Origin of the sequence: Haloechinothrix sp. LS1_15, assembly GCF_033042135.1 — a bacterium.
Lineage (GTDB): Bacteria > Actinomycetota > Actinomycetes > Mycobacteriales > Pseudonocardiaceae > Haloechinothrix.
Map to the genome: position 1 here is coordinate 1 of NZ_WBXM01000010.1, position 25,174 is coordinate 25,174.

Below are 25,174 nucleotides of genomic sequence, written 5' to 3' on the forward strand. Positions count from 1 at the left end.
TGTCACCGTCATCCCACGAGACGAGCCTGCCCGCATCGTCATAGCCGTACGAATTCCGCCCCGCACCAGCCACACCACTGGTGTCCTTCGACCTCAGCCGCCCAGCCTCGTCATAGCCATAGGCGATGGAGCCGACTTCGCCCTCGCCGGTGGTGAACTCGTCAGCGACCAGCCTGCCCGCCTCGTCGTAGGCGTGCGAGCGGGTCACGCCGCCGTAGTCGATCGTGCTGACCCGGCCTGCGTCGTCGTAGCCGTACGAGGCCGCGGCACCCGACACCGGGTCGTCGGCCGTGGCCAGCCTCCCCGTGGTGTCGTAGGAGTAGTCGGCCCTGCCCGCCTCGGTGGTGGCCTGAATCAGGTAACCGGCGTCGTCCCAGGCGAACTCGGTGACACCCGAGGGCCCCTCCGCCGAGATCAGGTTGCCCCGGTCGTCGTAGTCGTAGACGTTGTCCTCGCCCGGTGCTGAGGCACGGACCGTGCGGCCCGCCTCGTCGTAGGCGAATTCCCGGTCCGGGGTTTCCGCCTCGGCGCCCTCTGCCGTCTGGGTTGTCACGTTGCCCAGCGGGTCGTAGGTGTTGCTGATCTCCACCCCGCCCGGCTTGGCCAGCGTGTCCACATTGCCCCGCGCGGTGTAGGACACCGTGTAGCTGCGGTCCGCCACCTCCGGGGTCTCGTCGGTGGCGGGCTCGATCGTGGACTCCGGCAGCCCCCAGGAGTTCACCGTGAACACCGTGGTATTGCCGTTGCCGTCGGTGGCCCTGGTGATGTTGCCCGCCACGTCATAGCCGTAACCGCTGGCGATCGACGTGTCGTCGTCCACCGGGCGGGTGATCGACCGCAGCTGGTCGTGCGCGTCGAACTCGTAGGTGGTGGTGTTGCCCAGCTCGTCGGTCGCGGCGACGCGGTTGCCCGCCCCGTCGTAGTCGAAGCTGCGGCTGGCCAGCTTTTCACCATCGGAGTCCACATCGGTCTCCGAGAGCACCCGGCCGGCCAGGTCGTACTCCAACCTCGTCGTGGTGCCCGCCGGGTCGTGCAACTCCACCGGCCGCCCCACCCCGTCGTAGGTGGCGGTGGTCTCCACCCCTGCCGGATCGGTGATCGACACCGGGTCGCCCAGGTCGTTGTGCTCCAGCGTGGTGGTCCGCCCCAGCGGATCCGTCTCGCTGGCCGGGTTGCCGAGCTCGTCGTAGGTGAACTCGGTGGTGAGGTAACGCTCCTGCGGCTGACGTTCCACCACGGTCTCGGTGATCTGCCTGCCGAACCCGTCGTAGGTGGCGTGGGTCTGAGCCCCGGTCGGGTCGGAGACCAGCAGCCGCAGCCCGGTCGCCGTGTAGTTCGCGATGGTGGTGCCACCGGCCTGACCCGTCACGCTCGGCGGGTCGGTGACCCTCCGCAGGTGGCCCAGCTCGTCGTAGCCGTAGGTGGTCTCGTGCCCGGCCGCGTCGACCTCGGCGACCACCCGGCCCGCGTCGTCGTACTCCCTCGTGGTGGTGGCCGTGATCGGCTCGTCGGCACCCGGCGGCGTGTAGTCCGGGCGGGTTTCCGACACCAGCCTGCCCGCGCGGTCGTAGTCGTAGCGGGTGACGTTGCCGTTCGGGTCGACGTCGGCGACCACATCGCCGAAGGTGTTGTACCCGGTCTCGGTCACCGGCCGGGTGCGCTCCGGCTCATCACCCTCCGATTCGACCTCCACCGGCGGCGCGATCTCGCGGATCTGCCTGCCGAAGCGGTCATAGGCGAACTCGACCGTGTAGTCGGCCGCATCGGCACCGTCGGCGCCGCGCGGGTCGGTCACGGCCAGCCGCAGCCCCCGCTCGTCCCGCTCGATCTCGGTGTGCAGCAGGTCCGCGCCCTCGGCCACGGACTCGCGTGTCACCCGACCCACCGGGTCACGCTCGTACTCGATGTGTTCGAGCAGGTTCCCGTCACCGTCGAACGTGGCCTCGACCAGAATGTCGTCCACCGCGTTGAGGTTCTTCCTGGTGGTGCGCAGCTCCTCGTCACCGTCGTAGTCGGTGATCCGGTCCGCGCGGCCACCCGGGTCGTAACCGATCTCGGTGGTGTACCGGCCGTCGCCGGTGATCTCGGTGTTGACCTGCCCATCCCTGGTGTAGCCGTAGGCGGCCACCTGGAAGTCCCGCGTCTCGCCGGTGGCCGGGTCCTCGTAGTCCAGCAGGTGCTCGGTGGCCAGCAGGCCGTCGTTGTAGTAGCTGTACGCGGTGGTGTTGCCCATCGCGTCGGTGACCTCGGCCAGCCTGCCCGCCGGATCGTAGGCGCGGGACTCCAGCACCACGTCGCGCTCGCTACCGTCGCCGCTGAAGTCGTGCACCGTGGTGGTGGCCGGGCGGCGACCGGCGTCGGTGTAGGTGTAGGTGAACCGGGTTCCCACCTCGTCGACGCGCTCGACGACCTCGCCGAACTCGTCGTAGGTGACGGTCACGGTGCCACCCTCCGGTCCGGTCTCGCCGACCTGGCGGCCCAGCTCGTCGTAGGAGTACGTGGTGGTGCGGGACGGGTCGTCCCCGGCGATGTCCTCCACCGTTTCCGAGGCGAGCCTGCCGTCGGCGCGGTAGGCGCGCACCGTCCGCTGCTGGTGCTCCTGCCCTGTCACCGGGTCGGTTTCCGGTGAGCGGGTCTCGGTGAGCTGCCTTCCCGCACTGTCGTAGGTGTAGCTCGTCTGCGCGGCGTAGGCGCCTTCCGAGGACTCGACCGTCTCGGTGACCACCCGGCCGATCTCGTCGTGGTTGTACCGGGTCACCTTCCCCGCCGGGTCGGTCTCGGTGACCAGGTCCCCGGCGCTGCTGTAGGCGTAGGTCTGTTCCTCGCCCTCGGGGTCGGTCACCGAAGCCAGCAGACCCGGTGGTTGCGTACCGCCGTCCGGGGCTTGCTCGCTACCGTCGGTGTAGGCGCGTTTCTCGGTACGTCGCGAGTCGAGGTTCCGTCCCGGTGAGGTGACTTCGGCCAGCTGGCCGTCCTCTGTGTAGGAGTACTCCGTGAGGAAACGATCATCCCCCGCTGAGGCAGACCGTGCGCTGCGATACTCGGTGACCTTGTCGTTGCGCGGGTCCAGCGGGTCGTCCTCGTTGAGGAAGTACGACCAGTAGCTCGCGTGGCACGCCTCGGTCCCGTCCGTGCGGCACCGCATGCGGGACAGCATGTTGCCCCGCTCGTCGTGCGACATCCACGTCACGTTCCCGTTCGGATCCGTCACGGTGTGCACGAAACCGCCGGTGTCGTAGCCGTAGACGGTGGTCGCTCCCGCCGGGTCCGTCTTGGACACCAGCCTGCCGCCGCTGGTCGGGTCGTAGGTCCGGGTGGTGACATTGCCGTCGGGGTCGATCACATCCACCGTGTGCGCGGCCACGCTGGCCGCGTAGTGATCGGAGATCTCGCCCGGGGCGATACCGCGTTGGTAGACGGCCACGTCGGCGATGTCGCCGTCGAAGAATCCCCAGTCGTCCTCGGGACGCGCGACCCACTCGCCACCGGACAGCGTGAACTTGCCGGTCCCGACGAAGTGGTGCCGACGCTTGCTGTCGATCTCCCCTTCCTGCGTGCCGACCAGGCTGCCGTCCAGGTAGAGCCACTGCCGCGTCCGGTCGGCCCGCAGCACCACGTGACGCCACTCGCCGTCGTCGACGCGCCCGTCGCTGCTGATGGGCTCGACGCTGCCGTTCCAGAACTGCCCGTGCAGCTTGCCGTCGGTGCCGACATACAGGATCGGCATCGCGCCAGGCGTCTCGGTGTCACCTGGCAGCGAATCCGCGTTGGCGAACAGCGCGCCACCGTCATCCGATGTGGTGCGGAACCACATCTCGACGGTCTTGCGGGTGCGGTTCTGCACCAGGCTGTCCGGCAGCCGGACGTACGAGCTCTCCCCGTCGAAGCCCACGGCACCGGACCCCGCCATCGGCGGGGTCACGTCGTGGTCGACGTCGTGATACTCGCCTTGCGACAGCTGCGGATCGGAATCCGCACGGTGTGCCATGCCGTCTTCCTCGAGACCCCACAGGCCTGCCGGGCCGGACTCGCGCACCGTCTCGCGGTAGCCGTCCCGGTCGTCGCGCGCCCCGTAGTGGGCACCGACCTCGTCCCCGGTCACCGGGCGCTGGTACAGCGCGACGTGGCTGATCGCGCCGTCGAAGTGACCCCAGTCGTCCGCCGGCCGCGCGGGCCAGTCCGCCGTGGTCAGCACCCCGGTAGCGACATAGTTGTACCGGTAGTCGGTGCTGATCTCACCGGACTGGGTGCCGACCTGCTCGCCGTCCAGGTACAGCGTCTGGTGGTCGTTGGTGGCCGAGAGCACCACGTGGTGCCACTCGCCGTCGGTGACGGCGTCGTCGGTGACGATGCCCTCGACCTCGCCGTTCCAGAAATGCCCGTAGAGCTTGCCGTCGGTGCCGACGTAGAGCACCGGCATCGAGCCGGTGCCCTCCAGCTCGTCGTCGCGGGTGAAGTTGCCGGTGGAGAACAGCACCCCACCGTCGTCGGATGTGGTACGGAACCACATCTCGACGGACATCTCGTTGTTGGAGATGGTCTGGTGCATGGGAAGCCGGGCGTGGCTCGACTCCCCCTCGAACTCGCGGGCGTGCGATCCGGGGAACGGGCCGTCCACCCGACCGCCGCCCGCGCGGTGGTACTCGCCGCGCCGCAACTCGGGGTGACCGTCCGCGATCACGCCCTCCGACTCGTCCAGCCGCCAGAACGCGTCGGGCCGCGCGTCGGTCACGGACTCGCCGTAGCGGTGGCCGTCGCCGCTGATCTCCGGCTCGGAGATGCGGTACGTCCCGCCGTGCTCGTCGGTGTGCTCGGCAACACGCGCGGTCGCGTCGTCGTAGGTGATCTCCGCCAGCGGTTCCTCACCGGGGCCGGTGACACCGGTCAACCGCTCCGAGGCCTGCCGGGCCGCGTAGTGCTCGGCGACGGTGAGCTCACCGAGCGGGCGGTGGTGGACCGCCACCTCGGCGATGCTGCCCGAGAAGTGGCTGACCGGCTCGGAGCCGGGCTGGCCCGGCCAGCCCTCCACCCAGGCGGCGCCGATCTGATTGGACGTCATGTCCAGGTGGTCGATGGCGCCGCTGCGGCTGCCCACCTCGACACCGTCCAGGTACAGCGTCTGCGTGTCCCCCGCACCGGAGAGCACCACGTGGTGCCATTCGTCGTCGGTGACCGCGACATCGGAGGTGATGGGGTCGTCGTCGCCCATCCACCACTGGCCGCGCAGCTTGCCGTCGGCACCGACATACAGCGCGGGAACGTAGCCGGTCTCCTTGCCGTCACCCAGCCGCCAGTTCTGGTAACCGAACAGCGCCCCTGGCTCGCCGGTCCGGAACCACATCTCCACCGAGAGGTGGTCCCGGCCGTGGATCACCTCATCCGGGATGCGCACCATGCTGGACTCGCCGTCGAACCCGGCTGCGCCGGAATCGGCGCCCTGGATCGGGCCGTCCTTGCCGTGCTCGATGTCGACCAGCGTGCCGTCCTTGCTGGACCAGTAACCCGGCTGCTCGCTCTCGGCTGTCTCGCCCTCATCCTCGGCCAGCCGCCAGTAGGCGTCGGGGTTGGCGTCCAGCACCGTGGTGCGGTAACGGTCACCCAGCTCGTAGTCGTACTCGGTGCAGACCCCGGTGGGGTCGCACGCCTCGACCAGCCGAGGCCCGTCGTAGGAGTAGGTCCAGGTGGTTTCCGGATCCGGCCCGGTGGTCACCTCGGTGACGTTCCCGTTCGACCAGCCGAAGTCCAGGTAGCGGCCGGATGCGTCGTCGGTGGCGCGGACCAGCCTGCCCTCGTCGTCGTGGTCGAGCCGCTGCTCGCGACCCGCCGCGTCGATGATCTCCACGAGCAACCCGTCACCGTCGAAGCGGTACCGGCTGCCGCCCTGTGCGCGTAGCACCCACCCGTGGCCGTCGTCGACCAACGTGGCCGCCTGACCAGCTGGGGTGGCGTAGCTGCCGTCAGGGTCCTTGCCGTAACGGGCCTGCTTGCCGTCGGGGTAGGTCACGACCACGTTGCCGGATCCGTCGTCATCCGGCACCACGCGCATGTCCCAGCGGGTCGTCCACCCCGCGCCGAAAGCCAGGTCGTCACGAGGATCCAGGCTGTTGTAGGTGCGGCGCACCGACAGCGACGGACCCACGGTACTCACGTCGGCGTCGATGGCGGCCCTGGTGTAGTTGCCGACCGCGGGATCGACCTTGCCGTCCTCTTCGGACGCCGAGGCCAGCCTGCTGGTGATGGCAGGCTGCGCCACGTGGGTGCTGAGGTACGAACGCTCGGTCCACGGGCTGGCGTCCTCGGTGTCGCTGATGCGGCCCTGCCAGCTGTAGGTCTCGCCCCAGGCCAGCGTGCCCTCCGGCACCGACCACCGCGACGTGGATTGCCAGTCCGAGGTGGTGCAGTCGTCGCCGGATGCGTCACAGATCCGGAACTGGTACCGCAGACCGTCTCCCGGCCACTCGTCCGGGTCGCGCCCCTCCAGCATCAACGTGGGGGTCACCGTGCCCGATTCGAAGTTGCTCGGCGGGGACATGGACTCCACCACCGGCTTCTGGTTCGGGATCGTGAAGGTCACCGGCGCCGAGGCCGGGATGTCGGCGCCCGAGTACCAGCCGGTTCCCACCTTGGCCATGTCCCAGCGCAGCGTGTACTCGCCGGGCGGCAGATCGCGGATCTTCGCGTCGAGAGTGACGGTGTCCCCGGTCTCCACCGTGGTGGGCATGTCGGTGAACTCGGTGTACTCCCGCCACGGCAGCTTGTTGCCGTCGGAGTCCCAGAGCTGGTAGCCGAGCTTGTAGTCGTTGTCCGGGGTCCAGGTGTCCTTACCCTCGTTGGTGACGGTGACCCGCAGGGAGCCGGGATCGGTGCTGGTGACCATCTCCGTCATGTCACCGACGGAGTACTCGGCCCAGTGCCGCATGTAGGTCACGTCCAGGTACGGCGGGTTGGCCGAGGCCGCGCTGGAGAACTTCTTCCAGCCGAACGAGTCCGACATGGACGCACTGATCCGCAACCCGTGGTTCGGCTCGCCGCGCACCCATCCCTGCACCAGGTCGCGGCCCGCGTCGTCGAGGTCGAAACCGACCCAGCGCGAACTACAGCTGTCGCTGTAGCCGTAGGCGAAGCTCGGCTGCACCAGCACACTTCCCCAGTCGGGACCAGGGAACGACTTGTTGCCGGACACCGACCACGACTCGGTGATCGGACGTACCGTGATCCGGCGGCTATTGCACGAGTACGACCAGATGTTGTGCAGGTTGAGCCGCGCCCCCAGGATGTACATGCCGTCCAGGTCCCTGGTGACGTCATCGAACTTGATGAGCGACACCGCCCGGTTCTCGCCACCGTTCCAGGTGCCGACTCGCAGTTCCGGCTCTCCCGAGTAGTCGTTGTGGTACGGGTGCATGACGAACGTGGATCCGTTGGTCTCCTTGCTCACCACGGTCGGATCCACATAGACCGGCCACTCCCGCTCCTCGTCGGCCAGCCACTCGGCATCGGCCGACACGTGAAGCACCTGATCGCCCGGCTCGCCGGTGAGTTCGTAGTCCACGTCGTAGGAGCGGACGCCGTCGCCGGAACGCTCGTCGACGTTCGAGTCCTCCATGAACCCGGGCGGGATCGCGCCTTGCACCTCGCCGTCGCCGCCGAGGAGCTCGACGGCACCGTCGTCGTTGAGCTGCGCGGTGAGGCCCTTCAGGTCGAGCGTGAAGGACCACTCCGTCGGCGCGTCCTCCGAGTGCAGCACCATGACTTCCTTGACACCGACCGGCGTGGCCTGGAACTCGAGGTCGGCGTCGGGGCGCACGTCGGGATAGGTCACGGTGTCCCCGGAGACCTCGCCCACCGACGGCTGGGCATCCTCCAGGCCGAAGCCCACCGAGTGCTCGTCGTCCAGGTCGACCCGCACGATGGTGTTCGCCCTCGCCGAGCGGGCGAAGCGCTTGTCCTGCGAGTCGGCGGCCGCGCTCCAGCCCTGGCCATTGCGTTCGAGGTCGGTGTCGATCGGCTGCCAGTCGCCGTCGGCGTCCCGGAAGTGCTTGCGGCCCTGGTAGTGCCGCACGGTCATGGTGCCGTCGCCGTTGTCGAAAACGGCGCGGCTCTCGTCGCGCTCCTCGAGGACCTCCTCGCTGCGCTCCGGGTCGAAACCGAGCGCCTCGGCATGCTCCGGCGGCTCCGGATCGCCGACCTGGACACCGGCCTCATCCTGCGGATCCCCACCCAGCCGGGGAACCGGATGCCGCTCATCCGCGTCGAGCCCGTCCGCCAGCTCCGCGTCGTGCTCCCCGGCCAGGCCCGCTCGCTCCTCGGTCGCCGAGGACGGCACCTCGTGGGAACGGCCCTCGGCAGAGCCTTCCCGCTGCTGCGGTATCTCGCCCGGATCGGCCACGGCCGGGCGCGGATGGTGCGCCAGCAGCCCCGCCGTCACCACCACCGCCAGCAGGATGGACAGCAATTGAGCAGCGCGAAGCAAGCCGCCGCGCGGCATGGACATCCCCTCGCAATCCCCCGGCCACCCCGTGAACCGGATCAACCGTACAGAAGACGCTTATCGGTTGTTCGACGTTAATCAGACAGATCGTGACGAAAACACGAAGAGGCAACCTAGCTCGAAAGTGTGATGATCGGCAAGGGGGCTGGTTGCGATCTTCGGGTGTGAGGAATCCCAACCGGGTCACCCTGGGTAGCATCCTCGACGGCGCTACTCCGTACGCAGCAGGACCATGGAGCGCGCAGGGCAGCGTGTCCACTAACGACTGTTATCCCGTGCGGAACCTTCCGTGCCGGTTACGGGAATGACAGCAGGCCGCGGAAGTGGCCATCACCGGAACATGGGCATCGCACCGGCTGCCGTGCACAGTCCGATCACGCCGGACCACCGAGCCTGCGAACCTGCACCAAGGCGACAACGCAGGGAACGAGCAGTGCGACTGTGGCCACCACCATCAGCGTGACCTGCACCGGGAAACGGTCGGACAGCACCATACCGAGAAGCGCGCAGAAGGTCACAGCGCTACCCGCGAACTGCCACGGGGCGTTGGCGTGATGGACCTGGTACCACAGCTGGCGATCCTCCAGTGTCCGCGGCGTGCGGATACCGACCACGGCGTTGGGCTGCAACGCACCCTTGCGTCCCAGCCAGGCCACAGCGGCGAGCAGCACGGCGGCCACACCCAACGCGACAACCACCACCGCGAGCCCAGCCGGATCGAACGACTCGGGAGCCGCGACCCACAGCACCCCCAACTGTCCCTCCCACAAGAATCGTCACCGCGAATCGTCACCGCGCGCGGCGTGTGACCACTGATCAGCTACCCGGCCGGGCCGGCTCAGGCCTCGTCCCGACCCTCTTCCCACTCGCGTTCGGCCTCATCGACCGCGTCGGCCTCCTCCGTGCGCGCACGAGCGATCTCCAGCGCGCGCTGGGCGGTCTCCCTGTCCGGGTACGGCCCGAGGCGGTCGATGGCACGCGACAGCTCGCCGTGCTCCACTTCCCCGGTGCGGGTGTTGTAGTACCAGCCCGGGTCCGGCTGCGGATCCTTGTCACGAGCGGTCATGCCCCCAGTATCCCGGTTGCGGATCACTCACGAAACCGGAACGGCCGCTCGATCGGTTCACCGGTCGGCCCGAAGTCGGTCGCCTCCTCCCGCGGAGTGGACTCACCTTGGTGCTGTTCACCCGCATCAGCGGAGGTGCCCGCCGACGGCTCCGCGGTCTCCTCCGCGGTGTCGACGAACCAGTCGTCGGGCCGCCACCCGGCGGCATGACGACCCTCCTGCTGCTCGGGACGGCGACCTTCCCGCTGGGGTTCCCACACCGGCTCCGGCCCGACGTTCATCGGAGCGGGCCCGCCAGCCCGGGGGCTGGGCTCCCTGCGCTGCGGCGCCACCCGGCGCGCGATCGGGTCGAGGCAGGTCACCGGCACCGTCGTCGCCTCGGGGTCGGCCACCACCCGCCCGTTGCGCTCGCGGTAGACCAGCTCACCCTCGGCGTCGAGCTCCACCAGGTACCCCGCCTCGGCGAGCTGCTCCTCGTCGAGGTCGGTGAGCCGCTCCCGGCGCGAGGGCAGCACCCGGTATTCCGGCCAGGACAGCCGCCGGTGCTCGTTGTGGAACTGCGCGAGCAGGTTGGTGATCTGCTGCTGCCACGGGATGGGCATCTGCTCGACCAGCGAGCGCGGCAGCACCACGTAACCGTCGGTGACCCCTGGGCCGCCCTGCTGCAGGTAGTCGGCGAGCGGGGTGCTGGACGCAGGCGGCCCCGACTGCCTGGGGATCGGGGTGGTGGCGAACTCCAGCTGCGGATCGAACGACTGGGCCTTCTTGCCCTTACCGAAGAGCCTCACCGCTGATCATCCTCCTTCTCGCGACACGCCGTGACACTCCGCCCTACACGCCGGGCCGGACGGCCTCGGCCATCAACCCGTCCTCGTCCCAGGAGATGTCCCTGGTGTGCACCGGAACGCCGGTCTGCTGCGCCTCGACGATCTCGCCGTCGCCGATATACATGGCCACGTGGTGAATGGTGTTCGGGTCGGACGTGTCGTGCGCCCAGAACACCAGGTCACCCGGCGCTGCCTGTTCCACGGGCAGCATCGCACCCGCCCGGTACTGATCCCGCGAGACACGCGGCATCGTCACCCCGGCGGCTTCGTACGCGCGCAGCAGCAGCCCGGAACAGTCGTAGGCGTCCGGTCCCGTCGCTCCCCACACGTACGGCTTGCCCCGCTCGCCGAGAGCGAAGCGGATCGCCGTCTCGGCGGCCCCGTTCGGCGGGACGGTGTTGGCGTGAGCGGCGTCCAGCTCGCCGCAGCCCGCCGGGTCGTCGACCTCGCCGAGCTCCTCGACGAGGTGAACCGCCATGGACTCCCAGTCGTGATAGCGGTCGGGAAACGCCGATCGCTCTACCGCCTGGGCCACATCCCCCGGCCTGCGGTTCTGCCAATCGGGGACGCCCTCCATGACGTCGTAGAACTTGTTGACCTGGTACGGGGGGTCCAGCACCTGCTCCGGCGTCCCCCAGCCCATGGACGGCCGCATCTGGAAGATGCCGAGCGAGTCCCGGTCACCGTAAGGCAGGTTGCGCAGCCGCGACTCGGTCATCCCTGCCTGGATCGCGATCTGCCACGCCCGCGGCGGCAGGTCACGTTCCTGACCGATCGAGATGATCAGCGACACGACGCCGAGCTGTTCCTCGTTGAGGTTCGCGGCCTGGGAGGCACCCTCGCTGCGCTGCCCCGGCTGCGTCGGCCCGATCATCGCCTCGCAGCTGACGTGGTCGATCGCGCCGATCTCGGCCCGTTGCTGGCTGGTGACCGCCGTGATCACCATGACCAGCGTCAGGACCGCCGCGCACGCGACAGCCAGCAGCGCCGTGACGAGCCATCCGATCCGCACGCCGATCAACCTGCCTGTTCATAGTGCGCGACGCGCCAGCCCGCTCCGGTATTCACCACCGTGATCCGCAGCGTCGGACCGTCCGTCGGCACCTCGGCCTCGACAGAGTTGACATACGACGTGGCGGCTTCCGGTTCGCCGGTCACCTCCTCCGCGGGAATGTTGGCCGGATCGACCGACTCCATGACAGCCAGGTACTCCTGCGTGGTGTACGGGCGGAGCCCGGACAGCCACTCCTCGACCGTGTCCCCCTCGGAATGATCCACCCACGCCTCGGCCCACAGACCGGCGATCTCCAGTGCCTCCTGGCTCGGCTCCGCCGGAGTGGGACTCTCCCTGGGCTCGGTCAATCGCGGCGGGGCGGGCTCGGCGGCACCCTGATCTTCGGGCCCGGCCGTGCCACCAGGATCGCCCGCCGCCCCCTGCCGCGTGTCCGAATACCCGTCGCCGGAACCGCCTGCGTCGCCGTCATCGTCGGCCAGCACGTACGGCACCACGAAGCCGATGGCCATCACGACCACGATGCCCGCCGTGATCGTTGCCAGCAGGTGCTTCGGCGACCGCATCGGCGCCCCCCAGATGCGCCGGTACACGGCAGCCCGCCCACGATGCGTCCGGATCGGCATCAGCTCACCTCACCACGGTGTCCGTGTCCCGGTTCTGCTGCACTTCCAGGCCTCGGGACGGCCGGTACAGCACCCGTACCGGGCGCCCGCCGACCACCTCGGTGTCCGCGCGGCGCGCGGCATCGGACTCGTGCCGCACCGGCGGATGCACCGCCCCCGTGGGACGATCCCGCAGCGCGGGTCCGCTGTCGATGCCGCCGCCTGCTTCCGGCGTCGTCGAGGTCCGACCGATCTGGGACGGCACCACCACGCCTTCCGGAGCCGGGCGCGCACCCCCGTCCATGCCTGCACGCGGCCTGCCGTCGCTGCGCGCCGCGTGGCGCTGCTCGTAGCCGCTGCCGCCGCCCGCGCCGCCACCGCGCGCGGCCGACCCGCCGTCGGTGCTGCTACCGAGACCACCAGCCGGGCTGTAGCCGAGACGCGCGGGGTTGGCCGCGAACGGCGTCCGGTCGCCGTCCGCGCTCACCCCGCCGGAGCCGGCCGCACCACCCGCACCGGCGGGCTGCCAGCCACCGGCCTCGCCCGCTCCGGGCGCTCCGGCAGGCCCTGCCCTGTCGAGACGCTGGGCGGTCGCCGCGACCGGGACGCTCGCCTCGGGCCGCACGCGGCGACCGGTGTTCGATCCGCCCGCCGGTTCGCTCTGGTCATCCTCGCGGACGTTGCGCCAGAAGTGATCCTGCGGACCCGGCTCGTGCTGCCTGCGCCGGAAGCGGGAGAACAGTCCTCGCGACGGCGCGGGCAACGCCCCGCCCACCGTCCTTGTGGACATGTCGACCATCTGCCACAGCCGCCGCGCCGGTTTGCCCACCACGAACAGCAGGATCGTCACCAGCGCGGCGATCGCGATCTGCGCCATCATCGACAGCGCCGGTCCCGCGTTGAAGATCGCCTGCAACAGCAGCGCGTGCACCCCGGCCAGCACAGACAGCACCACCAGGTTGAACACCACCGCGCCCGCCACCTTGGCGACCTTGCGCAGGATGTCGTTGTGCAGCATCGCCGCCAGCCCGATGAGTGGCGCGGTCAGCGTCAGCAGCCGCACCACGACCTGCGCCAGCAGGATGGCCGCCTTGGCGAAAAGCTGGAACAGCGCGTACACGATGCTCTGCAGGAACGCGAGGAACCCAGCGCCGGTGCGGCTGCCGTCCTCACCGGTGAAGTAGCCGGTGGCCGGGCCGAGCTCCTCGGCGATCCGCTCGTACTCCTCCTGTTTGGCGGCCACGACCTCCTCGTCGGCGTCGGCTCCCTCGCGGATCTCGGCCCAGGTGAACGCCTGCGCGTCCAGCAGCCGCATGCCGTACTCCTCGGCCTGCGGCGCGTCAGGGGAACCGAACGTCCCCCGCAGCCAGTTGTTGTAGACGATCTCGGTGTGCAGCGCGGTGGGCAGCACGTCCCTTGCGACCCGATCCTCGTCCTCGTCGACGAACCCGGCCTGGATGTTGGTGGTGGTCTGCACGATGGCGCGGTCGATGTCGTCGTGGAACCGCAGCATCGCCAGCGAGGACGCCGCCAGCCACATCGCAGCCAGTGCGAACAGCAACCTCTTGGACACCGCGGGCAGGTCACCCCGCCAGATATGGCGGAACATCATGATCGCCATCAGCAGCGCGACCAGGCCGAACAGCTGGGCGTAGATGTTGTTGTAGACGATCTCCGCCCCGGTCTCGATCGCATCGTGCAGCGGCGCGAACAGCCCGCCCTCCATCACGGTGTAGTGCAGGGCGTTGGTCGCGCCGACGATGTTCTTGCCGAGGTTGAACAGCTGGTTGCCGGTCCAGGTGTCGATGGTGCGGTTCGGGTCGCCGATGCCCGGCAGCGGCCCGCAGTCCATCTCGTAGACGTGCCAGACCATGCCCGCGTAGTTGTAATCCAGGTAGGCGCTGCCGTCCTCACCCCTGCCCTCGGCGGGATCGATCGCGCCAACCATGCCCGAGCCGGGCCGCTCCGGGTTCGGTGGCTCGCACGAGTCCTGCGCCGCCGCCGTCGGGGTCATCGTGAGCGTGGCGACCCCGGCGATCGCGACGACCAACAGCATGGCAGGGCCGCGTCGCGCGCGAGCGCCGCAGGTGACCCGGCGGCGCCGGGCGCGCACCAGCAGCACGGCGGCCAGCGCTAACGAGACCACCAACAGGATGCTCATGCGGCATCGCTTCCCGGATTGTGTCCCCGCGGCGCGGCACCCTGACCGACGCTGCGCGCCTGCTCGGCCACCTCCCTGTCAACCGTGGTGCCCTGCTCACCGGCGAGCGGACCGCCAGCAGCTGCTTCCTCGGTCAACCCGAGCTCCAGCTCGGCGGCCAGCTCGAAATCGTCGCCTACTTCGGCCGGACCGGGCTCGGCGGGTTCCCGTCCCGTCTGCGCGGCATCAGCGGACCCGCCTGCACCCGCCGCCGGGTCGCTGGCCTGCCGCGCGCCCTGGTCGCCCTGCTCACCGTGCCCGCGCCTGCTCCCTGCCTGCTCGGCCTGGGTGGAGCCGGGCGTGGTGTCCAGCACATCCCGCAGGTGTTCCAGGTGCGGGCCGGAGAAGTCGACGGTGATGCGCTCCACCCCGCCGCTGCCGTCGGCGAAGATGAACTGTCGCGGTTCCCGGTCGCGCTCCTGCACGTTGCGCTGCGTGCCGGGGCGCGTTCCGAGCGAGGACACCACCTGCTCGTAACCGACCCCGACCGGCACCTTCAACAACCGCAGCGCGTCCGCCTGCGCGTCCTCGTCGTCCAACCTGCCGATGAACACCGAGTCGAGCAGCGACACGAAACCCTGGATCCGCAGGAAGTCTGCGGGGATCTGCGAGGACAGCAGCACGCGAACGTTCCACTTGCGAGAGTCACGCGCGAACCGGTTCATCAGCACGCGACCGGTCGGCACCTCGGAGAGGAAGAACGCCTCGTCGATCCACACGCCCTTGCGCTCTTCCTTCGGCCGCTGATACACGGTCCGCTGCGTCAGCCAGGCCGCGAGGTTGAGCATCTCCACACCGAGCGCTTCGGCATCGGTCCAGTGTTCCCTGCTCACCCCATCCTTCGGCAGCGTCAAGCCCGCCATGGTCAGCACGGTCAGCCGGTCGTCGCGACCTTCCTGGTACGGATCGGAGTCCTTGTCCGGGATCAGCAACGACATCCGCTCGCGCATCTCGTCGAGGAAGTCGGCGACCACCACCGCGTGCTCGTGATGCTCGCTGGCGTCCCGCCGGAGCGCGTCGATCACCTGCCCCGGGTCGGCATCGCTGCGCCCGCCGACGGCGCGCACCGCGCGTAGCAGCACGATCCTGGTCTGCGGCAGCCGCGCCACCTCGTAAGGCAGCACCCCGGCGAGCACGTCGAGCACCAGCCTGCGCCGCGTCGCTCCGGCCAGCGCGCACTCCCTGCGCCAAGCGCGTTCCGGGTCCTCCTCGTCGGTGAAGTGCTCCAGCCGCGGCTCGGCGACCACGCGGTAAGGGTTGAGGATGCCCGGCTCGGCGTTGAGCAGGTTGATCGGCCGGGCGTACGGCCGCAGCTCCGGCAGCTCGCACAGCCGGGAGAGCGGGCCGGACGGGTCGAGGATGGTCCAGTGCGAGCCCGCCCTGAGCGTCTTGTACACGATGCCGCCACCGAGGAAGGACTTCCCGCCACCGAGGCCGGCCACCATCGCGGTCAACCCGGAGCCGTCCCTGATCTCCTGCGCCATCCAGGGATCCCAGGCCACCGGTTTGCGGGTGGCGGTGCAGGTGTCACCCAGCAGGATGCCGCGCCGGTCACCGACCTCGGCGGTGGCGGTCGGCACCGCCGAGGCTGCCCAGACCACCGAGCCGCGCCGCATGTGCGCGCCGGAGGCCACCGGCTCACCGGGGATGAACTCGCGCGCCAGCGCGTACTGCGCCTCCGGGTGCTCGATCGCGACCTTCGGCTTGTACAGCTCGAGCAGCTGCTGTGCCGTGCGCAGCGCCTCCCGCTCGCTCGGCCCCGACACCGCCATGCGCCACCAGGAGCGCACCCTGGTGGCCAGCGCGGTGAACCCGGAGGTCATCTCGTCGTCGATCTCCAGCACGCGGGATGCCTGCCTGGCCAGCGACTGCGGCGGCTCCAGCTCGTGCTCCTCGGTGTAGTGCTTGACCTGGGAACGGACCTTGTTCATCTGCCTGCCCAGCTCGCCTGCCACCTCCTCGGGGCGGCGGACGTAGATCCGCGCGGACCACTCCACCGGGGCTGGCAGCCGGTCCGAGTGCTGCACCCACGGGTCGTCGACCTCCGGGATCTGCAGCCCATGCATCTGGCCGACGGTCAGCACCGCCACGCTGCGACTGACCCCGGCGTTCGAGCCGGTCCGTCCCCGCACCGTGACCGTGGGGGCGTACGGCTCGGCGTACATATCGGCCACGTCGGTGAACGAGGCGAGGTCCTCCGGCTCCCAGGTGGAGGTCGGGACGGCGGGCATGCTGCGCGGTGCGGGCAGGCCGAGCGCGCACGAGCGGTGCATCAGCCACGACATCTCTTCCGCCCCGGCTGGACGGCCGTCGAGGCCTGCCGAACCCATGATCTGGTCGAGGTGTTCGATCTCGGAGTCCAGCGCACTCAGCTCCGCGTCCACGGCCTCGGGCAGCACCTTGCGCAGCAACGGGGCGGCTGTCTCCACCGCACGGTCGACCACGCTGCGGGTCTGCACCTGCACCCCGAGGTAGACCTCCTTCTCCGCCATGGAACGGCCGAGCAGCTGCTCCTGCTCACCGATCAGGTAGTCGTCGAAGGTCAGCGCGCCGTGGGTGTCCGGCAGCGGGTTCCGCGCGTTGTGCACGTGGGACTCGGCCCACATCCGGATCGGGTACGGCCGGTTGGTCACCCGCAGGTGCAGCCACCTGCCCTGTAGCTCGGCGTACTGCCCCGCAATCGCGGCGATCAGGTCACGGCGCTGTGAGTCGGAGCGGAACGACCACCGCTGGGGGGAGAGCCGGTACCAGGCGTAGACCTCGCCGGTGGTCCGCAGCAGATGCCCGTCGATGCTGCGCGCGGCGATCGACGGGATGTAGGCGGGCATGGCCTGCTCACCGGGCAGGCGACGCGAGCGTTTGCCCGCCCGCACCTCCTTGTCGGACCGCGGCTTCGCGGGTGAGCCAGGCACGGGATCGCCCGGCTCCGTCTTCCGATCGCGGTGACGGAACAACGACACTACCTCCGCGCTGGTTCGCGAGTCGGGTTCGGCACTTCCGGCGGGAAGCCGGTCTGTCGCGGCGGGGTCCGCCGCTGCGGGCGTCTGCCCACCGCCTGCGCGGCATCGCCGGACGCCTCGCGCCCCTTCGATGCCTTGGGCCGTGGGCGCTGCGCACGGACCCGTATCTTGCTCGCGCTCGCTGCTCCCCCGTCGCCCACGGTGCGCTCCCGCGGCGCGGTCAGCTCCCGGTACCACATGGACAGCACCGAACCCAGCGGGCGCTCGTGGTTGATCTTCGCGGTGATCAGCTTGGTCACGATGACGGTGATGACCAGCGCCCACGCGGTGCTGAAGAAACCGAAGCCGATGCCCAGCTGCCGCTCGATGGTCAGCACCAGCAGGAACACCGCGAAGCCGACTCCCCATGCCACGTAGCGCACGCGCCACGGGAAAGTCGCGCGCGGCGGGCCGAGCCACACCGCGTCGACGCGATACACCTCGTCGTCGGTGCGGATACGCACGGTTCAACCAGCCCTTCAGCCAGTGAACAGGCTCGACAGCCAGGTGCCGACTTCGACACCGGCGCCAGACAGGGCGAGCCCGATCACCGCCAGCGCGATTACCACGCCACCGACTCGGCGCATCACCCCTGCGTTGTCGCCTTTGCCGCCACCGAGCCAGAGCAGCAGCACAGCCACGGCCAGCAACAGCAGCGGAATGATGTTATCGACGAGCCAATCACGAAGGCCGCCCGTGGTGATCGGCTGCTCCTGCGCGAGTGTGACAACGGTCAAGGTGGTCATCGTGGACTCCCGGAGGTGAGGAGCTTCCTGGACTGGGGGATCGACTGGGGCATGGCACGCGTTTCGTCGTCGGTCGTATCCATCGGGGCGTCACCTAGCGTAGCGTTCATAGCGCGTTCTGTTGAGTCCTAGCTCGTTGCCAGTCGCAGCGTACGGCTTCATGTGCAGCACGTCTGCGCACCTGGGCATCATGACCGAACGTTACCCGGTGGCCCTCACACTTCCTGGGGAACCATACAGCGACTACCTGCTTCTCACCTGCGACTCAGGCTCACTCACATGCGTTGCAGTACGCCCGAGTGGTCCGAAATGCCGTCACCCGACGCAACAACCGCGAGGACAGCTCGTCCGATTGGGGAATTTCGCTCAGCAGTGCAGTACCGCCGGGACGCGCAAGAGATTGATGTGATTCTCGTCAAAGAACAACCTGAATGGAGCAACGCGAGACCATCCGGCGCGGATGGACGGGCTGTGAGTCACGTTCACAGCGGTCGCTCCCGCAAGCAGCGGGGATCGCCCCGCAGGCATTCGGGGGTGACGACCGGCAGCGGCACCACCGCCACACGCACCCGGCAGCGCCAGCAACGGCGCATACCGCACGCGAGCCAGCTCATCCTGCCGCTATCGCAGCTAGACAGGCCAGCCCGAGCTCGCGCGGCGCTACGGGCTCAACCGGACATCCATCAGCCAGGCGATCGCTCTGCTCGAATCCGAAGGTCTCATCCGCACCGAACACGGACGTGGCCCCTTCATCCGCATCCACGACGGCACTGCACTGCTGGACCCGGCTGGTACCGCCGACAGCGGCCGACCCCACGCGTGACACTGCGCCCGGAGTGGCCAAGCGAGCCTCCCCTCGTATCAAGGGACGGCGCTGGCCCTGCGGTGAACTCGACGCCCGCCGACCGGTGGTCGGGGCGTGGAGCGCGGGCGAGCCGGCATGTAAGCCGGATTCTGTCCCGTGACCGGTGTCACGGTGGCGACCATCCATCTAGGCCTGCCGTTGCCGGCAGGCTCCAGCGGCCTACCCGCAGGCATCGGGCGGGCCACCCTCGAACGCCTGCGCAGGAGCGTGACGCTCCCTCTTGGCCTTGCTCCGGGTGGGGTTTGCCGAGCCACCCCGGTCACCCGGGGTGCTGGTGGTCTCTTACACCACCGTTTCACCCTTACCGCGCGATCCCGCGCGGCGGTCTGTTTTCTGTGGCACTTTCCCTCGGGTCGCCCCGGGTTGCCGTTAGCAACCACCCTGCCCTGTGGAGTCCGGACTTTCCTCGAGGATCACTCCTCGCGGTCGCCCTGCCGACTCGCCCACACCTTCCAGGGTAACCCCTGATGACCGCGGTGATCACGCAAGGTAGGAGGTGTCGTTGACCAGGCGCACCGAGGCGTTGCCGTCCGGGTAGAACTCCACGATCGACAACGAGGCCAGATCGAGGTGGATGCGGTACAGCAGCTCAGGGCCGCCAGCCAGCGCCAGCCGCAACACCGACTTGATCGGTGTGACGTGCGAGACCACCACCACCTCCTGGCCTGCCCGCGCGTCGAGCAGCTCGTCGAGCACGCCGCGTACGCGCCGGTGTACCTGCTCGAAGCTCTCCCCGCCGGGCGGCTCGATGGTCGCGTCACCAAGCCACGCGCGGTGCAGCCGCGGATCGCGTTCGGCGGCCTCGCTGAAGGTCAACCCTTCCCACCGGCCGAAATCGGTCTCCAGCAGGCCGTCGTGGGTGCGCACGCTCCCGCCGAGCATGCCGGTCACCGCTTCGGCCGTGGCCACCGCGCGGCGCAGCGGGGAGGCAATCACCGACACGGACCCGCCGGATTCGCCCGGCAGCAGCCCCGACAGTCGCTTGGCCGCCGCGCTCGCCTGCCAGGCGCCCAGCTCGGTCAGCGGCACGTCCCCGCGCCCCGAGTAGCGGCGGTCCGCCGACAGCTCGGTCTGGCCGTGCCGCAGCAGGTACAGCCGTGTCGGCGCGCCCGCCGCCCCGCTCCACGTCGCAGGCGCGGGCTTGACCGCCCGATCGGTCCCGCAGGTATCGGCGAACAGCGCACCTTGCCGCGCCTGGGTGTCGCCCTCGACGTCGCCGCCTTCGCCGCTGCCGCCCGCGGGCTGCTCACCGGACGTGCCTGCCTCGCAAGGCGCACGGGCGTCGCCTGCTTCGTCTGCCTCCGGCTGCGCACCGTCGGCCTGCCGGTCCATCGCCTCGTTCGCCAGCGCGTCGGCGCGGGTGTTCCGCTCCCGCGCGATCCAACTGTAGGTAACCCGCTCGAAGCCCGCCGCCAGCTCGGCGGCACGCGCGGCGAGCGGGCGCAGCGTCTCGTTCTTGATGCGCCAGCGGCCGTTCATCTGCTCCACGACGAGCTTGGAGTCCAGCCGAACGTCCACGCTGCCCGCCCCCACCTCGGCCGCCGCGCGCAGCCCCTCGATCAGCCCGGTGTACTCGGCCACGTTGTTGGTGGTGGTACCGAGCCCGCCCTGACGCTCGGCCAGCACCTCACCATCGGGACCCAGCACGACCGCGCCGTAGCCCGCGGGTCCCGGGTTGCCGCGCGCGCCACCATCGGCCTCGACGGTGACGTGCCTGCCTGCGGTCACAGTCCCGACTCCGCGGTGCGGACCAGGATCGCGCCGCAGTTGTCGCAGGTGACGACGTCGTCGGCGGCTGCTGCCTTGATCTCCGAGAGCGCGACCCGGTCCAGTTCGAGCTGGCACGCTCCGCAGCGGCGGTAACGCAGCAGGCCCGCCCCCACTCCCCGGGACTGCCGCACCCGGTCGTAGCGGGCGATGAGATCCTCGGGCAGCTCCACGAGCAGCGCGGACCGCTCGGACTCCCGCCGCGCCCGCGTGCTGTCCAGCTCGGCAAGCGCCTCGTCCCGGCGCGCGGTGATCTCGGCGACCGCCTCCTCCTTCGCGGTCACCTCGGCGGCGGCGCGCCGCTCGTCCTCCTCGGTGGCTTCCCTACGCTCCATCAGCTCGAGCAGGTCCTCCTCCAGCGCGTTCTGCCTGCGCTGCAGTGTCTCCAGCTCGTGCTCGACATCGGACAGTTGCTTAGCGGAAACCGACCCGGACTCCATCAGCTTGCGATCCCGCTCGGCACGCGCGCGCACCGACTCGACCTCGCGTTCCTGCCGCTCGACCTCCCTGTCCAGGTCGCCGAGCGCCGTCTTGGCCGCCACGTGCGCGTCCCGCTGCGCCTGCACCGCCTTCTCGGCCTCGGTGAGCTCGGCGTGTTCGGGGAGGTTGCCGCGGCGATGCGCGACGCGGGACAGCTCGGCATCGATCTCGGCGAGGTCCAGCAGCCGTCGCTGCAGTGCGGGATCAACTTTCACGACGTCGCTTCCTCCGGTGTCGCAGCGGTGGCCCTGATCGACCACGGGTCGGTGCACAGGCGGGACACGTGCACGTCGACCGTACCGAGTCGCTCACGGAGGATTCCCGCCACCTGGTCACACCACGGCCACTCGCTCGCCCAGTGGGTCAACCCCACCAGCGCGGGCGCGTCGCGGCCGGTCTCCAGATGCTCGCTCGCGGGATGGTGGCGCAGATCGGCGGTGACGTAGGCGTCGACCCCCGCCGCCGCCGCGCGTGCCAGATAGCTGTCCCCTGCGCCGCCTGCGACCGCCACCCGCCGCACGGGTCGCTCCGGATCCCCCGCGCCAGCCACGCCCGGCTCGGTCTCGGGCACCGCGCGCGCCACCCGCCTGACGAAGTCCCGGAACGGTTCGGCTACGGGCAACTCGCCGATCCGGCCGATGCCGGTGGCACCCTGCTCGTGCGGTGCCAGCGGTTCCGCCACACGCAGCCCGATCGCCTCGGCCAGCGCATCGGATACCCCCGGCCACGCCGCGTCGGCGTTGGTGTGCGCGCAGAACAGCGCCATGCCGTCGCGGATCATCCGGTGGACCAGGTGCCCTTTCGTGGTGTCGGCCGCCACGCCGTGCACCCCGCGCAACAGCAGCGGGTGGTGGGCGATCACCAGCTGCGCCCCGAGTTCGGCGGCCTCGGCGATGGTGTCGCCGACCGCGTCGACGCAGACCAGCACACGGTCGACACGGTCGGCGGGGTCACCACACACCAGACCCACCGCGTCCCAGGACTCGGCGAGCTCCGGCGGGTAGGCCCGCTCGAGCACGCCGCGCACGTCACCGACCGTGGCGGGGGCGTGGACATCCGGCATATCCGTGATCCTCGCACAGCGCACAGCCTGCCGTGCTCCCGGAGGGGCGGCGGGTTGCCGCCTGCTCGTTAGGCTGTGTGGCGTGCATGTCAGCTTCGTGTGTAGCGGCAATATCTGCCGCTCCCCCATGGCCGCGAACGTCTTCCGCGAACACCTGCGCCGCGCCGGTCTCGACGGGCAGGTACGTGTCACCAGCGCCGGAACCGGCCCGTGGCACATCGGCGAACCCGCCGACGAGCGCGCGGCAGCGACGCTGCGCAAGCACGGCTACCCGGACGAACACGTCGCCGCACAGGTCAACCCGGAACACCTGGAAGCGGATCTGCTGCTGGCTGCCGACGCCGGGCACCTGCGGGTGCTACGCAGACATGTCGAGCCCGACCGGGTAGTGCTGCTGCGCAGCTTCGACCCTGCCGCGCCGGAAGGGGCGGAGGTGCCAGACCCGTACTACAGCGGCGGGTTCGACACGGTGCTCGAGATGATCGAAGGCAGCATGCCTGGACTGATCGAGTGGGTGCGCGAGCGGCTATGAGGGGCGCCGACGAACCACACGAGGCCGCCGAGCGCCTGCTGGGCACCGCTGTCAGCCGCGTCGGCCCGCTCGGCGGGTCGCTGTTCGCAGTCACCACCGCCGACGGCGAACAGCTCGTCGCCAAGCGCGCCCCTGGCCCGAACGCGCACGATGCCGAGGCCGCGGGCCTGCGCTGGCTCGCCTCCTCTGGTGATGTCCCGCTGCCGGAGGTACGCGGCCACGACAGCGACTGGCTGCTCATCGAGCGGATCGGTGGGGGAAGGCCCTCGGCGACCGCGGCCCGCGCCTTCGGCGCCGGGCTGGCTGCCCTGCACCTGCGCGGCGCCCCCGCCCACGGCGCACCTCCGCCTGGTGGCCCGGTCGAGGCGTGGATCGGGCTGGCTCGCATGCGCAACGAAACCGAGGCGGACTGGCCCACTTTCTACGCCGCGCATCGGATCGAGCCGTACGTGCGTCAGGCCCGGGATCGCGGGCTGTTCGACACCGGGCAGGCAGCCGTGTTCGACGACGTCTGCGAACACCTCCCCGCGATCGCCGGGCCAGCGGAACCACCAGCACGGCTGCACGGCGACGCCTGGTGCGGCAACATCCACTGGGCTGAGGCCACCGACGGCCGGGTATGGCTGCTCGATCCCGCGGCCCACGGTGGCCACCGCGAAACCGACCTGGCCATGCTGCGGCTTTTCGGCGCTCCCCACGAGGCGGAGATCCTCGCCGCCTACGCGGCGGCAGCCGAGGCCGCTGGGGCGCCACTCGCCGACGGCTGGCGCGACCGGGTGGGCCTGCACCAGCTGTTCCCGCTGCTGGTGCACACCGTGCTGTTCGGCGGCGCCTACGCCGGGCGGGCACTGGCCGCAGCGCGCTCGGCACTGGCGCTGCGCTGACACCCGGTGACGCCTGCCTCAGCGCCGAGCACCGGTGCCCGGCGCACCGGCACCGATGTCCTACCGTGGAGCCGTGCGGTGGAAGCTCCTGCTCCGGCCTCGCTGGCTGGCGTTGACGGCCCTGGTGTTCGTCTTCGCCGCGGCGTGTTTCACCATGCTCGGGCCGTGGCAGTTCGACCGCCACGAAAGCCGCTCCGCCCAGAACGAGGCGGTGCAGGAATCGCTGGAAGCCGAGCCGAGCCCGCTGGACGAGACCCTGCCCGACGGGACCGCACCGGACGAGCGGACGCAGTGGAGCCGCGTCACGATCGCCGGCGAGTACCTGCCCGAGGACGAGGTGCTGGCGCGGCTGCGGACCGTGCAGGGCGAACCCGCCTACGAAGTCCTCACCCCGATGCGCACCACCGGCGGTGAACGCGTACTGATCAACCGTGGCTACGTCCGGCCCGAGCAGGGCTCGGTTCCCCGCTACGACCCACCACCCGACGGGGAGGTCACGGTCATCGCGCGCGCCCGCGTGGACGAACCACCACCCGGTGACCGCGAGGCCATCGACCGGGCGGGCTCGGGGCAGATCGAGGTCTACAACGTCTCCTCGGCGACCGTCGGCGAGGCCACCGGCCTCGACCTGCGGCCCGGCTACTTCCAGCTGGACAACGACCAGCCGGGGGAGGTCAACGCGCTGCCGCTGCCGCGCACCACCGCGGGACCGTTCTTCTCCTACGCATTGCAGTGGTACGCCTTCGGCGTGATGGCGCTGGTGGCGTGGCTGTACTTCACCCTCCGCGAGCTGCGCCCCGGCGGGGCGCTACGCGACGGGTCCGGCCGGGCGGGCTCCGGCGGCTCCGACGGCTTCACCGGCACACGCCGCAAGCGCAAGTCGGTCGCCGAGCTTCTCGCCGAGGACGAGGAGCAGGATTCCGGCAGCGCCGCCGGCGCCGGGCACGCCGCCCCGCAGCCAGAGCGAGCAGCGCGGAACTGACACAGGCGACCCACCCGACGACACGCGACAGCTCGACGGCGCGCGTCACGTGTTCCCCATCGGGGACACGCTCGAAGGCGGGCAGCCGCCGCGCCGCCCCGGCCGGGAGCTGCTCACCCGTATCGTCGGCCCGCAGCCCGAGCGCCCCGGTGAACGCGGCCTCGACCCGTCGCGTGGCGCACCCGGCGCCCGCACCACCGGCCGCCCGGCCCACGGCCAGCCGGGCCCGGCTGCCGGAACCACCCACCACCCACGCACACGCCACGGTGGCGGCGACCGCGCAGTGCGCGGGCAGCTCCTCGACCGGCACCATAGCCCGCACCACCATCGCCGAACCCGGATCGCCCCGCCGCGTTTCCCGCTGTGCTTCCCGCAGCGTGCGCAGCAGGCTGTGACCGAGTATCCCCGGGCTACCAGCGACCGCGCCTGCCAGCAGCGGGGCCACCACCACAGTGGCGGTGCCAGTGGCCACCGACCGCACCGAATCCCGCGCCGCGCCTGCCGGATCACGTGTGCCGAAGCGGGCGCGGACAGCTCCGGCACGCTCCAGCTCCGCGGCCACCCGCAAGGCCCGCGCCGCCACGACGGCGCCGCCGAGCGCGCCCCAGGTCGCCAGCGCCATCCCCGCGGCACGCACCAGGAACCCCGGCGCGCC

The 25,174-nt window shown here is 70.3% G+C and carries 16 protein-coding genes, 1 other RNA gene and 1 pseudogene; 4 read left to right on the forward strand and 14 right to left on the reverse strand.

The annotated features are described in order from the left end of the window. The 10 genes from F8178_RS15270 to F8178_RS15315 all read right to left on the reverse strand — a co-directional run. Nucleotides 1–8,494 (reverse strand): LamG-like jellyroll fold domain-containing protein (locus tag F8178_RS15270; RefSeq protein WP_317495477.1); only part of this gene is annotated, 8,494 nt, incomplete at its 3' end. Between the two features lie 371 nt (nt 8,495–8,865). After that, nucleotides 8,866–9,240: an SdpI family protein gene (locus tag F8178_RS15275; RefSeq protein ID WP_317495589.1), complete on the reverse strand. Its 375-nt coding sequence runs from the start codon at nt 9,238–9,240 to the stop codon at nt 8,866–8,868. A gap of 89 nt (nt 9,241–9,329) precedes the next feature. Further along, on the reverse strand, nt 9,330–9,557 hold the full coding sequence (locus F8178_RS15280) for a hypothetical protein (protein WP_317495478.1): 228 nt from the start codon (nt 9,555–9,557) through the stop codon (nt 9,330–9,332). Nucleotides 9,558–9,580: 23 nt separating this feature from the next. Continuing rightward, nucleotides 9,581–10,345: a hypothetical protein gene (locus F8178_RS15285; protein ID WP_317495479.1), complete on the reverse strand. Its 765-nt coding sequence runs from the start codon at nt 10,343–10,345 to the stop codon at nt 9,581–9,583. 43 nt (nt 10,346–10,388) lie between these two features. Further along, complete coding sequence (locus F8178_RS15290; protein WP_317495480.1) at nt 10,389–11,396, reverse strand: NlpC/P60 family protein; 1,008 nt, start codon at nt 11,394–11,396, stop codon at nt 10,389–10,391. Nucleotides 11,397–11,401: 5 nt separating this feature from the next. Then, nucleotides 11,402–11,962, reverse strand: coding sequence for a hypothetical protein (locus F8178_RS15295; protein ID WP_317495481.1), 561 nt, complete (start codon nt 11,960–11,962; stop codon nt 11,402–11,404). 64 nt (nt 11,963–12,026) lie between these two features. Continuing rightward, a complete protein-coding gene (locus F8178_RS15300) occupies nt 12,027–14,162 on the reverse strand; it encodes a magnesium transporter (protein WP_317495482.1) in 2,136 nt (711 codons plus the stop codon). Further along, nucleotides 14,159–17,113, reverse strand: a complete 2,955-nt coding sequence (locus F8178_RS15305) for an ATP-binding protein (protein ID WP_317495483.1) — start codon at nt 17,111–17,113, stop codon at nt 14,159–14,161. Before F8178_RS15305 ends, F8178_RS15300 begins: the two co-directional genes overlap by 4 nt. Before the next feature lie 47 nt (nt 17,114–17,160). After that, nucleotides 17,161–17,664, reverse strand: coding sequence for a hypothetical protein (locus tag F8178_RS15310; RefSeq protein ID WP_317495484.1), 504 nt, complete (start codon nt 17,662–17,664; stop codon nt 17,161–17,163). Between the two features lie 15 nt (nt 17,665–17,679). Continuing rightward, nucleotides 17,680–17,946, reverse strand: coding sequence for a hypothetical protein (locus F8178_RS15315; RefSeq protein ID WP_317495485.1), 267 nt, complete (start codon nt 17,944–17,946; stop codon nt 17,680–17,682). Between the two features lie 652 nt (nt 17,947–18,598). Here F8178_RS15315 and F8178_RS20445 point away from each other — a divergent pair. Then, nucleotides 18,599–18,769: pseudogene (locus F8178_RS20445) on the forward strand (hypothetical protein); the annotation flags it as partial. Between the two features lie 104 nt (nt 18,770–18,873). On the opposite strand, the gene rnpB reads toward F8178_RS20445, so the two are convergent. From rnpB to F8178_RS15335, 4 genes are all read right to left on the reverse strand, one after another. Further along, an RNA gene (gene rnpB, locus F8178_RS15320) (RNase P RNA component class A) lies at nt 18,874–19,253 on the reverse strand. Between the two features lie 38 nt (nt 19,254–19,291). After that, entirely contained in the window at nt 19,292–20,539 is a 1,248-nt protein-coding gene (locus F8178_RS15325; RefSeq protein WP_317495486.1) for a bifunctional RNase H/acid phosphatase, read from the reverse strand. Further along, nucleotides 20,536–21,273: a C4-type zinc ribbon domain-containing protein gene (locus F8178_RS15330; protein ID WP_317495487.1), complete on the reverse strand. Its 738-nt coding sequence runs from the start codon at nt 21,271–21,273 to the stop codon at nt 20,536–20,538. The genes F8178_RS15325 and F8178_RS15330 overlap by 4 nt, the downstream gene beginning before the upstream one ends. Then, nucleotides 21,270–22,121 carry a Nif3-like dinuclear metal center hexameric protein gene (locus F8178_RS15335; protein ID WP_317495488.1) on the reverse strand — a complete coding sequence of 284 codons (852 nt, stop codon included), beginning with the start codon at nt 22,119–22,121 and terminating at the stop codon, nt 21,270–21,272. The genes F8178_RS15330 and F8178_RS15335 overlap by 4 nt, the downstream gene beginning before the upstream one ends. 82 nt (nt 22,122–22,203) lie before the next feature. On the opposite strand from F8178_RS15335, the gene F8178_RS15340 reads away from it, so the two are divergent. From F8178_RS15340 to F8178_RS15350, 3 genes are all read left to right on the forward strand, one after another. Then, complete coding sequence (locus F8178_RS15340; RefSeq protein ID WP_317495489.1) at nt 22,204–22,653, forward strand: low molecular weight protein-tyrosine-phosphatase; 450 nt, start codon at nt 22,204–22,206, stop codon at nt 22,651–22,653. Then, complete coding sequence (locus tag F8178_RS15345) at nt 22,650–23,537, forward strand: fructosamine kinase family protein (RefSeq protein WP_317495490.1); 888 nt, start codon at nt 22,650–22,652, stop codon at nt 23,535–23,537. The genes F8178_RS15340 and F8178_RS15345 overlap by 4 nt, the downstream gene beginning before the upstream one ends. Before the next feature lie 73 nt (nt 23,538–23,610). Then, nucleotides 23,611–24,519 carry an SURF1 family cytochrome oxidase biogenesis protein gene (locus tag F8178_RS15350; protein WP_317495491.1) on the forward strand — a complete coding sequence of 303 codons (909 nt, stop codon included), beginning with the start codon at nt 23,611–23,613 and terminating at the stop codon, nt 24,517–24,519. The last annotated feature ends 655 nt before the right edge of the window (nt 24,520–25,174 follow it).

Bases quoted from the DNA above. Each gene is read 5' to 3' on its own strand.
- F8178_RS15315 (WP_317495485.1), bottom strand. From the start codon at position 17,946: ATGACCACCTTGACCGTTGTCACACTCGCGCAGGAGCAGCCGATCACC.
- F8178_RS15335 (WP_317495488.1), bottom strand. From the start codon at position 22,121: ATGCCGGATGTCCACGCCCCCGCCACGGTCGGTGACGTGCGCGGCGTG.
- F8178_RS15345 (WP_317495490.1), top strand. From the start codon at position 22,650: ATGAGGGGCGCCGACGAACCACACGAGGCCGCCGAGCGCCTGCTGGGC.
- F8178_RS15280 (WP_317495478.1), bottom strand. From the start codon at position 9,557: ATGACCGCTCGTGACAAGGATCCGCAGCCGGACCCGGGCTGGTACTAC.
- F8178_RS15295 (WP_317495481.1), bottom strand. From the start codon at position 11,962: ATGCGGTCGCCGAAGCACCTGCTGGCAACGATCACGGCGGGCATCGTG.
- F8178_RS15300 (WP_317495482.1), bottom strand. From the start codon at position 14,162: ATGAGCATCCTGTTGGTGGTCTCGTTAGCGCTGGCCGCCGTGCTGCTG.